Origin of the sequence: Pseudomonas sp. PONIH3, assembly GCF_002934345.1 — a bacterium.
GTDB lineage: Bacteria > Pseudomonadota > Gammaproteobacteria > Pseudomonadales > Pseudomonadaceae > Aquipseudomonas > Aquipseudomonas soli.
This window is the reverse complement of sequence record NZ_CP026386.1, coordinates 6040016-6054664: the sequence shown is the minus strand read 5'-3', so window position 1 is coordinate 6054664 and position 14649 is coordinate 6040016. Positions and strand designations below refer to the sequence as shown.

At 63.9% G+C, this 14649-nt stretch carries 16 protein-coding genes; 7 read left to right on the top strand and 9 right to left on the bottom strand.

Going from position 1 to position 14649, the window contains the following annotated elements; translation table 11 throughout:
* Positions 1 to 14: 14 nt before the first annotated feature.
* A complete protein-coding gene (locus C3F42_RS28100) occupies positions 15 to 1580 on the top strand; it encodes a hypothetical protein (RefSeq protein WP_104445175.1) in 1566 nt (521 codons plus the stop codon).
* A 76-nt stretch (positions 1581 to 1656) separates the two neighbouring features.
* On the opposite strand, the gene C3F42_RS28095 is transcribed toward C3F42_RS28100, so the two are convergent.
* On the bottom strand, positions 1657 to 2517 hold the full coding sequence (locus C3F42_RS28095; RefSeq protein WP_256586239.1) for a GyrI-like domain-containing protein: 861 nt from the start codon (positions 2515 to 2517) through the stop codon (positions 1657 to 1659).
* A gap of 299 nt (positions 2518 to 2816) precedes the next feature.
* Here C3F42_RS28095 and dkgB point away from each other — a divergent pair, with 299 nt between their 5' ends.
* Both dkgB and C3F42_RS28085 read left to right on the top strand, forming a co-directional pair.
* Complete coding sequence (dkgB, locus tag C3F42_RS28090) at positions 2817 to 3620, top strand: 2,5-didehydrogluconate reductase DkgB (RefSeq protein ID WP_094011398.1); 804 nt, start codon at positions 2817 to 2819, stop codon at positions 3618 to 3620.
* A 58-nt stretch (positions 3621 to 3678) separates the two neighbouring features.
* Positions 3679 to 4860, top strand: a complete 1182-nt coding sequence (locus tag C3F42_RS28085) for an MFS transporter (protein WP_094011397.1) — start codon at positions 3679 to 3681, stop codon at positions 4858 to 4860.
* Between the two features lie 72 nt (positions 4861 to 4932).
* On the opposite strand, the gene ahpF is transcribed toward C3F42_RS28085, so the two are convergent.
* The 7 genes from ahpF to C3F42_RS28050 form a co-directional block, all read right to left on the bottom strand.
* Positions 4933 to 6495 carry an alkyl hydroperoxide reductase subunit F gene (gene ahpF / locus C3F42_RS28080; protein ID WP_104445173.1) on the bottom strand — a complete coding sequence of 521 codons (1563 nt, stop codon included), beginning with the start codon at positions 6493 to 6495 and terminating at the stop codon, positions 4933 to 4935.
* Between the two features lie 125 nt (positions 6496 to 6620).
* The gene (ahpC, locus tag C3F42_RS28075) at positions 6621 to 7184 is read right to left on the bottom strand and encodes an alkyl hydroperoxide reductase subunit C (protein WP_023631141.1); all 564 of its coding nucleotides are present in this window, start codon (positions 7182 to 7184) and stop codon (positions 6621 to 6623) included.
* A 256-nt stretch (positions 7185 to 7440) separates the two neighbouring features.
* Positions 7441 to 8796 carry a glutathione-disulfide reductase gene (gene gorA, locus C3F42_RS28070; RefSeq protein WP_104445172.1) on the bottom strand — a complete coding sequence of 452 codons (1356 nt, stop codon included), beginning with the start codon at positions 8794 to 8796 and terminating at the stop codon, positions 7441 to 7443.
* Positions 8797 to 8894: 98 nt separating this feature from the next.
* Positions 8895 to 9734, bottom strand: coding sequence for a UTP--glucose-1-phosphate uridylyltransferase GalU (gene galU / locus C3F42_RS28065; protein WP_023631140.1), 840 nt, complete (start codon positions 9732 to 9734; stop codon positions 8895 to 8897).
* Between the two features lie 232 nt (positions 9735 to 9966).
* The gene (locus tag C3F42_RS28060; protein WP_104445171.1) at positions 9967 to 10881 is read right to left on the bottom strand and encodes a c-type cytochrome; all 915 of its coding nucleotides are present in this window, start codon (positions 10879 to 10881) and stop codon (positions 9967 to 9969) included.
* Positions 10878 to 11528: a cytochrome c gene (locus tag C3F42_RS28055; protein WP_094011393.1), complete on the bottom strand. Its 651-nt coding sequence runs from the start codon at positions 11526 to 11528 to the stop codon at positions 10878 to 10880. The genes C3F42_RS28060 and C3F42_RS28055 overlap by 4 nt, the downstream gene beginning before the upstream one ends.
* Positions 11529 to 11673: 145 nt before the next feature.
* Entirely contained in the window at positions 11674 to 12033 is a 360-nt protein-coding gene (locus C3F42_RS28050; RefSeq protein WP_094011392.1) for a hypothetical protein, read from the bottom strand.
* A 161-nt stretch (positions 12034 to 12194) separates the two neighbouring features.
* Here C3F42_RS28050 and C3F42_RS28045 point away from each other — a divergent pair, with 161 nt between their 5' ends.
* From C3F42_RS28045 to C3F42_RS28035, 4 genes are all read left to right on the top strand, one after another.
* The gene (locus C3F42_RS28045; RefSeq protein ID WP_023631136.1) at positions 12195 to 12497 is read left to right on the top strand and encodes a DUF1883 domain-containing protein; all 303 of its coding nucleotides are present in this window, start codon (positions 12195 to 12197) and stop codon (positions 12495 to 12497) included.
* A gap of 7 nt (positions 12498 to 12504) precedes the next feature.
* Positions 12505 to 12675 carry a hypothetical protein gene (locus tag C3F42_RS29680; RefSeq protein WP_094011390.1) on the top strand — a complete coding sequence of 57 codons (171 nt, stop codon included), beginning with the start codon at positions 12505 to 12507 and terminating at the stop codon, positions 12673 to 12675.
* 35 nt (positions 12676 to 12710) lie between these two features.
* A complete protein-coding gene (locus C3F42_RS28040; protein WP_094011389.1) occupies positions 12711 to 13784 on the top strand; it encodes a nitronate monooxygenase family protein in 1074 nt (357 codons plus the stop codon).
* Between the two features lie 91 nt (positions 13785 to 13875).
* Positions 13876 to 14388, top strand: coding sequence for an isochorismatase family protein (locus C3F42_RS28035; protein ID WP_094011388.1), 513 nt, complete (start codon positions 13876 to 13878; stop codon positions 14386 to 14388).
* Positions 14389 to 14470: 82 nt separating this feature from the next.
* Here the strand turns inward: C3F42_RS28035 and C3F42_RS29675 are convergent, their stop codons facing one another.
* Entirely contained in the window at positions 14471 to 14608 is a 138-nt protein-coding gene (locus tag C3F42_RS29675; RefSeq protein WP_023630031.1) for a hypothetical protein, read from the bottom strand.
* Positions 14609 to 14649 lie beyond the last annotated feature (41 nt).

The window sequence follows — 14649 nt, the reverse complement described above, 5'->3', positions numbered from 1 at the left end:
CAAGGAAAGCGACGATGAGCCCAATCACCTCGGCACTGCGATTCACGCCGATCCAAACTCCACCCGCTCCCACGCAGAACCTGATCGTTCGCCAGCCCACGAGCGTCGCCAGCGCCCCAGGCACCCAGGTCATCCTGGGCCAGGACACCCGCGTTCCCGACAGTGAGACCTACACCTCGCGAGGCACGCTGGACAACGCGCAGCCCAGCTACACCTGGGAACAGGACGGGCTGGACAAGCTGAGCATGTACATGTTCAGCGCGGTCAAGTCGTCCTCCACCGCCGCCCGCTTCCAGGGCCTGGGCAGCGCCCTGGTGGAGCAGCTGGCGGCCAGCGGCGGCCAGCGCGTCTCCCAGTCAGCCCTGCAGGTCAACGAGACCGACACCACCCCGCTGAACCTGCAGCAGTCACGCCTGCGCGAGTTCGCCAGCAATACCGTCACCCTCAGCCTCACCACCGCCTCCGGCGCCACGGTGAAACTGGGTTTGTACAACGGTGAGCGGGGCCTGGCGGTCGACGCCGAAGTCCAGGGCGGCGAGCTCAACGCCAACGAGCTCAAGGGCTTGGCCGCCCTGGCCGACGGTTTCCAGTCGGCGATCAATGGTTTGACCCGGCAACCGCCGAGCCTGCAGCTCGGCTCGCTGGTCAAGCTCGATCCGAACCTGTTCAGCGGCCTGCAAATGAATGCCAAGCTGGACTTGCCCAGTGGTGGGCAACAGACCTTCGACCTGCGCCTGGACGGCTCCACCCGCAGCCTGAAACTCGATGGCCCGAGTGGCCAGGTGCAGCTGGACCTCGACTCCCAGGGCGGCGCGCTGCTGGGCGGCAAGGCCCAGCGCCAGGCCGCCCTGGACAACTACCTGACCCAGTTCGACGAGGCGCAGAAGCGCGGCAAGGGCGATGCGCAACTGACCTCGCTGCTCAAGGATGCCTTCAGCCAACTGAACAGCATCGACGACAACAGCCCGCGCCCGGCGGGCCATAACGACGCGGTGAACACCTACAGCCGTGCGTTGCTCAGCGGCCTGGCCGACTTCAAGGCCTCGATCGTGCAACCGTCCAGCCGCCCGAACGCACGGCGCCTGGACGAGGAAGACCGCTTCGCCTACCAGGTGTCGCAATCGACCTCGACCAGTGGCCAAGGCACCACCATCGCCCGTCAGCAACGCCAGGAGGCCAAGCTGGATGCCGCCTGGCATTCGAGCCTGTCGTCCGCTGCCAAGCTCACCGAAGCGGATCCGTTCGACGAGAAGAACTACCGTTACCACACGCTCAGCGAAACGGCGAGCAGCACCACCGAATTGTCGTTCGTCGACAATGTGCTCAAGGAAGCCAAGGCCACCCAGGAGGCCACCAGCACCAAGCGCGTGCTCGCCTACGAGGGTGGCAAGCTTGAGTCCGATGTCAGCACACCCGAGTCGGTGAGCCGCTCGCGCAACCTGCTGAACCTGCTCGACGATCTGTTCAAGACCGATGAGAAGGCCCGGCGCAACGGCAGCCAGTACGACCTCGACGCGCAACTGGCGGCCCATGCCGGGCTGTGGCAGTTGCAAACCGACCCGGCGAAGATCCACGACTGACCGAGGCGCCGCCGCGCAGACAAGCCCCCCCTGCAAGGACTGCAGAAGCGGGCTCGTCTGCACTCGGCCTTGGCGCTCAGCGTATCGGCACGTAGATATCCGTCTGCCATTGTTCCAGCGGCGTCTGCGGATAGATGCTCAGGTAGTGGAAGAACAGCGGATGATCGCGCAACTCCTCGCCACTGCCCGGTAGCCAATCACGATAGATCGGGTAGATCGTCTCGCCGATATGATCCGGCGAGCCGACATGCCGCACCACCGCGCAGCGCCCCGCAGGCAGGCTCGACTCCCGCACGCCCTGAACGTTCGGCACCACGGCCTCGTGGATTTCCCCGCAGATGGCAAAGCGGAAGTCTTCCGGCGCGGTAGTGTCCGGATTATTGTAGGGGATGCCGAAGCTGCGGCTGCTGGCCACGGGCGATTGCCCGCTGCTCATGCGCCAGTCGATAAACCGGCGCACGCTTTCGCTGACCTGGCTCGGCGGCCCCCGATGTTCGAGCGCGGCAAGGCGCACGGCGGCGAAATCGACGATTCGTACCTGCATGGTGATGCTCCTGGAAAAATGAGGAATGGCAAACACCGTATTCCATACCTGCCAGTCCGGCCGGCGGCGAAACGCGCTGGGCGCATGCCCAAAGGCCCGCCTGAACGCCCTGCTGAATGCCTCGGGGCTTTCGAACCCCGCCGCCAGGGCCGCGTCCAGCACCGAGTGTTCGGGCTGGCCGAGCAACCGATGCGCGGCACGGCGCAGGCGCATCAGTTGCACATAACGGGCAACCGGGACACCCACATAGGCACTGAACTGACGGTGAAAATGAAACGCCGAAAAATGTGCCACAGCGCTCAAGGTTTCCACCGACAGGTCACCTTCAAGGTTGTCCTCGATATAGGCAAGCACGGTCTCGAACCGCTGCTGGTAAAGGGCATTGACTGACAAATCAGGTTGCTCCTGGAAATACGGCAGGCCACAGCTTCGTCGATCCTGCCATGACCCCGCCTAGCCGCACTTGCTCAATCACAACATTCTCAGGTAGTCCTGGCCTGGCCGCGATCACCAGCAAAGCCGGTGCTATCCAGCGTATCTGCCGCACGCGTGTACGCCATTATTGTCACGCTCTGATCACAACCCAACCCCGCATTCATGACTCCAGCTCAAAGGACCTTGTTTTGCCGAGGCCTTAATCAATCCCGCCGAACCGCGCACACTGCAAGCATTCACTCGACAGGAGCACATCCATGAGCATTCCATCCTTTGGCCTGGGTACCTTCCGCCTCACCGGCCAGGCCGTCATCGACTCGGTCAAGTCGGCGCTGGAGCTGGGCTACCGCGCCATCGACACCGCGCAGATCTACAAGAACGAGGCCGAGGTCGGCCAGGCCATCGCCGAAAGCGGCGTGCCGCGCGACGAATTGTTCATCACCACCAAGATCTGGGTCGACAACTACGCCGCCGACAAACTGATCCCCAGCTTGCGCGAGAGCCTGGCCAAGCTGCGCACCGAGCATGTCGACCTGCTGCTGATCCACTGGCCCGCACCAGGCAATGGCGTCGAGCTGCCCGAATACATGCAGGCCCTGGCCGAGGCCAAGCGCCAGGGCCTGACCCGCCAGATCGGCATCTCCAACTTCAACATCGAACTGACCCGCCAGGCCATCGCCGTGGTCGGCCAGGGCGAGATCGCCACCAACCAGATCGAGCTCAGCCCGTACCTGCAAAACCGCAAGCTCAGCGCCTTCCTCGCGGAACAAGGCATCACCACAACCTCCTACATGACCCTGGCCTATGGCAAGGTCCTGAAGGATCCGCTGCTGGCGCAAATCGCCGCCAAGCACAAGGCCACCGTGGCCCAGGTGGCCTTGGCCTGGGCATTGCAACTGGGCTACGCGGTGATCCCTTCATCGACCAAGCGCGAGAACCTGGCCAGCAACCTGCTCGCCCAGAGCCTGCGCCTGGACGCCGACGACATGGCGCGCATCGCCACTCTGGAGCGCGACGGCCGTGAAGTCAGCCCGGACGGCCTGGCGCCGGCCTGGGACTGATATCCTTCGGGCATGGAGGCCCACCTCCCTGATTTCAACCGCTTTTTCGGAGCTCCCAATGAGCACGCTTTCCCCCGGACGGGTGCTGTTCGCCCTGGCCATCGGCGCCTTCGGCATCGGCACCACCGAGTTCACCCCCATGGGCCTGCTGCCGGTGATCGCCGACGGCGTCGGCGCCAGCATTCCCAGCGCCGGCATGCTGATCACCGCCTATGCCATCGGCGTCATGGTCGGCGCGCCGATCATGACCTTGCTGTTCAGCCGCTTCGGCAAGCGTGCCGCGCTGATGATGCTGATGGGCATCTTCACCCTCGGCAACCTGCTGTCGGCGCTGTCGCCGGACTACTACACCCTGCTTGTCTCGCGCCTGATCACCAGCCTCAACCATGGCGCCTTCTTCGGCCTGGGCGCGGTGGTGGCCGCCAGCGTGGTGCCCCGGGACAAGCAGGCCAGCGCGGTGGCCACCATGTTCATGGGCCTGACCATCGCCAACATCGGCGGCGTGCCGGCCGCCACCTGGCTCGGCCAGCAGGTCGGCTGGCGCATGGCCTTTGCCGGCACCGCAGTGCTCGGCCTGCTGGCCATCGCCGCCCTGTGGTATGCGCTGCCCAAGGGCGAGCGCGGCAACGTGCCCCATGTGCGCAAGGAGCTGGCGGTAATCGCCCGTCCCAACGTGCTGCTGGCCATGGCCACCACCGTGCTCGGCGCAGGCGCCATGTTCACCCTGTACACCTATGTCGCGCCGGTGCTCGCCGAGCTGACCGGCGCCTCCGCCAGTTTCGTCACCCTCGGCCTGGTGCTGATTGGCGTCGGCTTCACCCTGGGCAACAGCCTGGGTGGCAAGCTGGCCGACTGGTCGCTGGACGGTGCCGCAAGGATCTTCCTCGGCGCACTGGCGGCGATCATGCTGCTGATGCCGCTGGTACTGGGCAGCCATGTCGGCGCGGCGCTCGCGCTGCTGGTCTGGGGGGTATTCACCTTCGCCGTGGTTCCGCCGCTGCAGATGCGGGTGATGATCGCCGCGGCCGAAGCGCCGGGGCTGGCGTCGTCGATCAATGTCGGCGCGTTCAACCTGGGCAATGCCGTGGGCGCGGCTCTGGGTGGCGCGGTGATCAGCCTGGACCTGGGTTACGCGGCGGTGCCGATGGCCGGTGGCCTGCTGGCGGCGACCGGGTTGCTGCTGGTGTGGCTGGGCGGGCGTGGCAAGGCCACCGACGAGGCCTTGGGCAAGCCGGCCTGAGACAGCCGAAACAAATTAGAACGCCGCCATCCCCAAGGGATGGCGGCGTTCTAGCGTTGCAACCGCAGGCGGTCAGGCCGGGGCCGAAGTGCGGATCAAGTGATCGAAGGCGGCCAGCGAAGCCTTGGCGCCCTCGCCCACGGCGATGACGATCTGCTTGTATGGCACCGTGGTCACGTCACCGGCGGCGAACACACCCGGGATGCTGGTCTGGCCCTTGGCGTCGACGATGATCTCGCCGCGCGGCGACAGCTCCACGGTGCCCTTGAGCCAATCGGTGTTGGGCAGCAAGCCGATCTGCACGAAGATGCCTTCCAGCGCCAGGTCATGCAGCGCCTCGGTGCTGCGGTCCTTGTAGCGCAGGCCGGTGACCTTTTCACCGTCGCCGACCACTTCGGTGGTCAGCGCGCTGGTGATCACCTTGACGTTCGGCAGGCTGTGCAGCTTGCGCTGCAACACGGCGTCGGCACGCAGCTGGCTGTCGAACTCGATCAGGGTCACCTGGGCAACGACACCGGCCAGGTCGATGGCCGCTTCCACACCGGAGTTGCCGCCACCGATCACCGCCACGCGCTTGCCCTTGAACAGCGGGCCGTCGCAGTGCGGGCAGTAGGCCACGCCGCGAGCGCGGTATTGCTGCTCGCCCGGCACGTTCATCTCACGCCAGCGGGCACCGGTAGCCAGGATCACGGTCTTGGCCTTGAGCGAGGCGCCGCCGGCCAGGCGTACTTCGTGCAGGCCGCCGTCGGTGGCCGGGATCAACGCTTCGCCGCGCTGCAGGTTCATGATGTCGACGTCGTACTGCTTGACGTGCTCTTCCAGGGCCGTGGCCAGCTTCGGCCCTTCGGTCTCTTGCACCGAGATGAAGTTCTCGATGGCCAGGGTGTCGAGCACCTGGCCGCCGAAACGCTCGGCCGCAACACCGGTACGGATGCCTTTGCGCGCGGCGTAGATCGCTGCGGCGGCACCGGCCGGGCCACCGCCGACCACCAGTACGTCGAAGGCGTCCTTGGCATTGATCTTCTCGGCCTGGCGGGCGCCGGCATTGGTGTCGATCTTGCCGAGAATCTCTTCCAGCCCCATGCGACCCTGGCCGAACACTTCGCCGTTCAGGTAGATGCTCGGCACGGCCATGACCTTGCGGGCTTCAACTTCATCCTGGAACAACGCGCCGTCGATGGCGACGTGGCGCACATTGGGGTTGAGCACCGCCATCAGGTTCAGCGCCTGGACCACGTCCGGGCAGTTCTGGCACGACAGCGAGAAGTAGGTCTCGAAGGTGAACTCGCCTTCCAGCGCCTGGATCTGCTCGATCACTTCGGCACTGGCCTTGGAGGGATGGCCACCGACTTGCAGCAGCGCCAGCACCAGGGAAGTGAATTCGTGGCCCATGGGGATGCCGGCGAAGCGCAGGCTGATATCAGACCCCGGGCGGTTCAGCGAGAACGAAGGGCGACGGGTGTCGGCGCCGTCCGCGCTGAAGGTAATCAGGTTCGACAGGCCGGCGATTTCCACCAGCAGGTCGTGCAATTCGCGGGACTTCGCGCCGTCGTCGAGGGAGGCAACGATCTCGATCGGCTGGGTGACCCGCTCCAGGTAGGTTTTCAGTTGCGATTTAAGCGTGGCGTCCAACATACGGGCGATTCCTTTTTCAAAACTCAGATACAAAAACGCCCAGGCGAGGTCGCCCGGGCGTTTTTACGGGGCGGTAACTGCTTCAGCTTTGGCGGCTGTCTACCGCCCGCGGGGTGTGCATCGACTTAGATCTTGCCGACCAGGTCCAGCGACGGTGCCAGAGTGGCTTCGCCTTCTTTCCACTTGGCCGGACAGACTTCGCCTGGGTGAGCGGCAACGTACTGGGCAGCTTTGACTTTACGCAGCAGCTCGGCAGCATCGCGGCCTACACCACCGTCGTTCAGTTCGACGATCTTGATCTGGCCTTCCGGGTTGATCACGAAGGTACCGCGATCGGCCAGGCCGGCTTCCTCGATCAGCACGTCGAAGTTGCGCGAGATGACGTGGGTCGGGTCACCGATCAGTGGGTACTTGATCTTGCCGATGGTGTCCGAAGTGTCGTGCCAGGCTTTGTGGGTGAAGTGGGTGTCGGTGGACACGCCGTAGATTTCCACGCCCAGTTTCTGGAACTCGGCGTAGTTGTCGGCCAGGTCGCCCAGTTCGGTCGGGCAGACGAAAGTGAAGTCGGCCGGGTAGAAGAATACGACGGACCACTTGCCTTTCAGGTCGGCTTCGCTGACCTGGACGAACTCGCCGTTGTGGTAGGCGGTGGCGTTGAACGGTTTGACCTGGCTGTTGATGATAGGCATGAGAGACGCTCCTTCATGGATTGAATTTCAATGGGTTGAAATCAGTTGACGGAGAGAATCCTAACCGCTGGTCCCGTTAAAGGCTCATTGGCAAAGCTCATGCTTGCGATTGGTTTTGGCTATAAGGCGGGATTATTAATAGAAGGGATTGGGCTGAGCAAAGGATTGCGCGGGGTCAAAAGCATCGCGGGGCAAGCCCGCTCCCACGCCCGGCGGTACCTGGCGTAAGAGCGGGCTTGCCCCGCGATAAGGCGTATCAGCGAGTGACGGTACGCATGGTCACGAATTCTTCGGCGGCGGTCGGGTGCACGCCGATGGTTTCGTCGAACTGCTGCTTGGTCGCCCCGGCTTTCAGGGCGATACCCAGCCCCTGGATGATTTCACCGGCATCCGGGCCGACCATGTGGCAACCCAGGACCTTGTCAGTCTCGGCGTCGACCACCAGCTTCATCAGGGTCTTCTCCTGGATGTCGGTGAGGGTCAGCTTCATCGCCCGGAAGCGGCTCTCGAAGATCTGCACCTTGTGCCCGGCGGCCAGCGCCTGCTCCTCGGTCAGGCCCACGGTGCCGATCGGCGGCTGGCTGAACACCGCGGTCGGGATGTTCTGGTAATCGACAGGACGGTACTGCTCAGGCTTGAACAGACGACGGGCCACGGCCATGCCTTCGGCCAGGGCCACCGGCGTCAGTTGCACCCGGCCGATCACATCGCCGATGGCCAGTATCGAAGGCTCGGTGGTCTGGAACTGCTCATCGACTCGGATGAAACCACGCGGATCCAGCTCCACCCCGGTGTTTTCCAGGCCCAGGTTGTCCAGCATCGGCCGCCGACCGGTGGCGTAGAAGATGCAATCGGCCACCAGCTCGCGACCATCATTGAGGGTGGCCTTGAGGCTGCCGTCATCGAGTTTGTCGATGCGCTGGATATCGGCGTTGAACTGAAGGTCCATGCCGCGCTTTTCCAGTTCTTCCTTCAGGTGCGTGCGCACCGAACCGTCGAAACCGCGCAGGAACAGGTCGCCGCGATACAGCAACGTGGTAGCGGCGCCCAGGCCCTGGAAGATGCCGGCGAACTCCACGGCGATATAGCCACCACCCACTACCAGCACGCGACGTGGCAATGCCTTAAGGTAGAAGGCTTCGTTGGAGGTGATCGCCAGTTCCTTGCCGGGGATGTCGGGCACCTGTGGCCAGCCACCGGTGGCGATCAGGATGGTGGCCGCCGTGTAGCGCTGGCCCTCGACCTCCACTTCATTGGCGCCGGTGATCCGGGCATGTCCCTGCAGCAGGGTGACGCCACTGTTGACCAGCAAGTTGCGATAGATGCCGTTGAGGCGCTCGATCTCGCGGTTCTTGTTGGCGATCAGCGTACCCCAGTCGAAATGGCCCTCCTCGAGGGTCCAACCGAAGCCCGCGGCCTGTTCCAGCTCGTCGGCCACATGGGCGCCGTACACCAGCAGTTTCTTCGGCACGCAGCCGACGTTGACGCAGGTGCCCCCCAGGTAACGGCTCTCGGCCACCGCCACCCTGGCACCGAAGCCCGCGGCGAATCGCGCCGCGCGCACACCGCCGGAACCGGCGCCAATCACGAACAGATCAAAATCGTAGGCCATGCATTCAGTCTCCTAGGCAGGCGCCCAGCATAGCGCCGTTACCTGCCACAGACAAAAAAGCCACCCCGAAGGGTGGCTCCTGGACCTGCCGGGCGAACTCAGTACGCCTTGCCGGTCTTGTAGTAGTTCTCGAAGCAGAAGTTGGTCGCGTCGATGTAACCCTCGGCGCCACCGCAGTCGAAACGCTTGCCCTTGAACTTGTAGGCGATCACGCAGCCATCCTTGGCCTGCTGCAGCAGGGCGTCGGTGATCTGGATCTCGCCGCCCTTGCCAGGCTCGGTATTGGCGATGATGTCGAAGATGTCCGGGGTCAGGATGTAGCGACCGATGATCGCCAGGTTCGACGGCGCGTCTTCGGGCTTGGGCTTCTCGACCATGTTGGTCACGCGGTAGATGTCGTCACGGATCATTTCGCCGGCGATCACACCGTACTTGTTGGTTTCCTGCGGGTCGACTTCCTGAATGGCAACGATCGAGCAGCGGTACTGCTTGAACAGCTTGACCATCTGGGTCAATACGCCGTCACCCTCCGGGTTGACGCACAGGTCGTCAGCCAGCACCACGGCGAACGGCTCGTCGCCGATCAGCGGGCGGCCAGTCAGGATCGCGTGGCCCAGACCTTTCATTTCGGTCTGGCGGGTGTAGGAGAACGAGCACTCGTCGAGCAGGCGACGGATGCCGACCAGGTACTTCTCCTTGTCGGTGCCCTTGATCTGGTTTTCCAGCTCGTAGCTGATGTCGAAGTGGTCTTCCAGGGCGCGCTTGCCACGGCCGGTGACGATGGAGATCTCGCTGAGGCCAGCGTCCAGCGCTTCTTCAACGCCATACTGGATCAGTGGCTTGTTGACCACCGGCAGCATTTCCTTGGGCATGGCTTTGGTAGCGGGCAGGAAGCGGGTGCCGTAACCGGCTGCCGGGAACAAGCATTTCTTGATCATATACGTCCTTAACAAGGGCTTTGCGTACGAAATTCGGCGCAGTCTAATCAGGCGGCGGTCACCTTACAATGCCCCCCGCGCTGGCCGATGCCATCATAGAGATATTCCAGTGTAGATAGTTCCGGACGGCCGTGAATTTTAAGCGCCTGGCGGCGTCATGGCGGGGCAAGCCCGCCCCCACGATCATCCCTTGCCGGGCGTGGGGGCGGGCTTGCCCCGCGAGGGTTTCGGCTCAACCGCCGATCCCCTGCCCGATCAACACGCCATCGACTTTCTGCCCATAGAGGTTAACCCCGTCATTGGCATGGAACTTCAGCCGGGTCTTCTCGATAGAGCCCTCGACCAGGCGCGGATCCTGCGGCCGCTCATGGCGATTGATCCAGGCTGCCACGTCCCAGGCCTGCTGGTCGCTCAGGCTACCGGGCTTGCCCAATGGCATGTTGTACTTGATGAACGACGCCGCCGTATTGATCCGGTGCATGCCAGCCCCCCAGTTGTACGAGTCCTTGCCCCACAACGGCGGCATCACGTAGTCCCCGGCCACCTTCTGCCCTTCGCCGTTACCGCCGTGGCAGATCGCGCATTGTTGGTCATACACCTGCTCGCCGCGCTTGAAGTCGTAGCCATCCTTGGGCTTCGGCACTTCCGGGTAGCCGCGACCGGCGATCTCCACCCCCGTCGGCGCCTGGGTCGACAGCCAGTAGGCATAGACGCTCAACGCGGTCATCTGCGGGCTGTCGGCCGCCGGCGGCTTGCCGTTCATGCTGAAGCTGAAACAGCCCTGGATGCGTTCGGCGAAGGTGTTGACCTTGTCGTTTTTCTTGCGGTACGCCGGATACATCGGATAGGCGCCCCAAAGCGGCGCGGAATGGAACAGGCGGCCCTGGTCGAGGTGGCAGTTGCTGCAGTTCAGGCCATTGCCGACGGCTTCGGGCATCAGCCTGCGGGTATCGACGAACAGCGCATGCCCTTCACGGACCATCTTGCCAAAGGCGTTGTCCGGAATGGCGCTTTCCGCGGGCGGTACGAATTGCGGGGCCGCCTGCACGCCCGGCACCTTGAGCTGGGACTGGTCTTCCATGGCGATAGGGGTGGCCTGGGCAGCGCCCATGGCCAACAGCAACAGGCTTGGCATAAGGGTTTTCATGGCTTGGCCTCCTGGCTCGCCGGCTGTGCGAAGTAGTCGGCAACCGCCTTGACCTCGGCATCGGTCATCGCTTTGGCGACATCCACCATCAGCTGGTTGGGGTCGTTGCTGCGGCTGCCATCGCGCCAGGCGTTGAGCTGTGCCACCAGGTAGCCGGCCGGCTGCCCGGCCAACGGCGGGAAGTGCTCGCCGACACCGCTGCCACCCGGGCCATGGCACTGCACGCAACCGGGAATCTTGCGGCTCCAGTCGCCATAGAGGGCCAGGCGAGCCACCGGATTGGTGGCAATCTGCTGACGCCGCGTGTCAGGTGCGGGATCGGCTGGCAGCTTGGCCAGGTAGGCGCTGATCGCTTCGATTTCCGCATCGTCCAGGGCCTTGGCCAGTGGTTCCATCACCGCCTGCTTGCGGCTGCCACTGCGAAAGTCCTGCAATTGCTTGCTCAGATAACCGGCAGGCAAGCCGGCCAAGCGGGGAAAGCCGGCGGCGGCGATGCCTTTGCCGTCCGGGCCATGGCAGCCGAGGCAAGCCATGGCGGCGGGATTCTGCCCGCCCTGGTTGAAGATTTTCTGGCCGTCGGCAGCGTGCGCCGAGGGCCAGGCCAAGATCAGCAAGCTGCCGATCACGACATGGCTCAGGGGTTTCATCACGGAGGCTCCATTTCCTTGTTATAAGCTTAGGCTCAAACGATATAAGCCCAGAAATACTAGGCCTATTCCCCGGCCTGCGACAACGTGCCGCCGGGAAGGAAAGTGGCAATACGCCAGCTAATTGCCGATTAACTGAGCTGGATCAAGAACCTGATATGCATTGAGTTGCGGCAGTGCGCACGTCGCCCAGGCGCAGCGGGAAGTTGTTCAACCGCTCGTAGACCTTGATCGCGCTGCCGCTGCCGCGCTTGTCGATATCGAGCAGCGCCGCCGGGCCCACGCCAGCCGTCAGCTTCTGCGGTACGGTCAGGCGCAGGTTTTCCCCGCGCACCTCCTCCTGCAACGGATCGCGCGTTTCAGCCAGCTTGCGCTTCACGCAGTCGGCGTATTCACGTGGCGTCTTGCCAGAGATCACGTCCAAGGTGGCGTGGGACTGCTCGAGTTCCGTCACGCTGACACAGCCTCCCAATGCCAGCACCGCTGCCGCTATTACCCATTTCATGCACATACTCTCCAACTTCAAAGTCATCCTCTGACCACGTCCAGGCGTTTTTGCTCCCACGTCTGGCGGAAATCTCCTTGGCTTGGTCAGCCCGGGCGCAAGTGTAACCTCACATCGTGATATCTTTCGCGTTTGCAGAAACAATCCTTGCGGAGCGCCCCATGAAATTCGTACACCAGCGCGAACACCTGAACGAGGACGATATCGTCGTCATCGAGTGTTCCCAGCGCTGCAACATCCGCCTGATGAACGACGCCAACTTCCGCAGCTTCAAGAATGGCGGCCGGCATACCTACCACGGCGGCCACTTCGAGAAATTCCCGGCGAAGATCACCGTTCCCAGCACCGGTTTCTGGAACATCACCATCGACACCGTGACCACCCGCCCGATCTCCGTGACGCGCAAGCCAAGCCTGACCCACAAGATCAAGATCATTCGTCGCTCGTCGTCGAAACTCGGATGAGGCCAGCATGACCCAGACCATCAAGTACGTGATCAAGTACAAGCTCGACGGCGAACGCCGCTGGGATTTCGCCCTGATGCCCGACGCCTCCCTGGAGCAGGCGCAGGAAGCCCTGCGCAAGATCCATGGCGACGACGCTGACAAGATCAGCGACATCCAGGTCAGCAAGGCCCTGTAGCTACTCTGGATCCCACCGCACTCAAGGAGTCGCCCATGAGCACCTGGCAAGACCGCCGCATCCTCGATTTGCTTGGCATCGAGCTGCCCATCCTCCAGGCGCCCATGGCCGGCGCCACCGGCTCAGCCATGGCCATCGCCGTCGGTAATGCCGGGGGCCTGGGCGCCCTGCCCTGCGCCATGCTCTCCAGCGAGCAGTTGCGCGGCGAAATCGACACCTTCCGTGCCGCCTGCCAGGGTCCGCTCAACCTGAACTTCTTCTGCCATCAACCGCCGGCGCCAGACCCCGAGCAAGACGCTCGCTGGAAACAGGCGCTAAAGCCCTTCTACGATGAAGTCGGCGCGGACTTCGAGGCGCCGACGCCGGTGTCCAATCGCGCGCCCTTTGACGAACAAAGCTGCAAGCTGGTGGAGGAACTGCGCCCGGAAGTGGTCAGCTTCCACTTCGGCCTGCCAGCGCCGGCGCTGCTGCAGCGGGTCAAGGCGGCAGGCGCCAGGGTGCTGTCCAGCGCCACCACGGTGGAGGAAGCGATCTGGCTGGAACAGCATGGCTGCGACGCGATCATCGCCATGGGCTATGAGGCCGGCGGCCATCGCGGCATGTTCCTCAGCAACGACATCACCAGCCAGATCGGCACCTTCGCCCTGGTGCCGCAGATCGTCGATGCGGTGAGCCTGCCGGTGATCGCGGCAGGCGGCGTGGCCGATCACCGCGGCCTGCTCGCCGCCCTGGCCCTGGGCGCCTCGGCCGTGCAGATCGGCACCGCCTACCTGTTCTGCCCCGAGGCCAAGGTGTCACCTGCACACCGCCGCGCCCTGGACAACGCCCCCGCCAGCGATACCGCGCTGACCAACCTGTTCACCGGCCGCCCGGCCCGCGGCATCAACAACCGCCTCATGCGCGAGCTGGGCCCGATGAGCGCCCTCGCCCCGCGTTTCCCGTTGGCCGGCGGCGCGCTGATGCCGCTGCGCGCGATCACCGACCCGCAAGGCAACAGTGATTTCAGCAACCTGTGGTCCGGGCAGGCATTGCGCCTGGGAAGGCATATGGGTGCAGAGTCACTGACCCGCGAAATTGCAGGCGAGGCCCTCAAGCGGATTGTCAGGTGAACGCGCCACGTTGATAGAGAGGCCCTTGCCGCAATAAACCGGCGTGCGGCGGTATACTCGCCAGCTTTCGAACCTCGCCCGGGAAACCGCCATGCAGCAAGTCCTGCTCATCGTCGATGTGCAATCCACCTTCAGCCCTTCCGAGAAACTGGTGGACGGCATCCGCGTGTTGTCCGCGCACATCCCCACGATCGCTTCGGTCGAACTGCACGACGAGCAGGTCACACCTTTCCAGCGCCAGCTCGGTTGGCACCCGGCCAGCGAGGACGTGGCCCTGGTCGAGGCGGACAAGGTGTTCATCAAGCATGGCTACGGCCAGAGCGCCGAGACACTCGACTACATCAAAAGCCTCGGCGTCGAGCGTGTGTTGGTCTGCGGGCTGCAGACCGAGACCTGCGTGCTGGCCGCAGGCTTCGCCCTGTTCGATGCGGGGCTTACCCCGACACTGGTCACCGACCTGACCATGGGTTCCTCGCTGGACCGCTCCGGGCAGTTGGGCATCGACCTGTGGAAGCACCATTTCGGTCATGTCACCACCGCCGCCGAGGTGCTGGCCGGGCTGCACGATCAGCGAGATGTTCCAAGCCCCTCGAATACGCAGTGATCGGTGCGCAGCCAGCCCGGCCTGGTTTTCGCCCGTTATCCGCCGCGCAAGCTCGCGCCTGCCGTCTCAGGCGGCCATGGAATCAAGGGCACTCGCAGGTCGAAGGCCCGAACACGGGTCCCGCGCAAGGGTCTGTGCCCGGGCCGAACACCGGGCACGACGCCTGGGCCGTCACGGAAAAGCCCCACAGCAGCAGTACAGCCAACATGACTTTCTTCATGGGTAACCTCCTGGTCAATGATTGATGCTTCCCTGCACTTT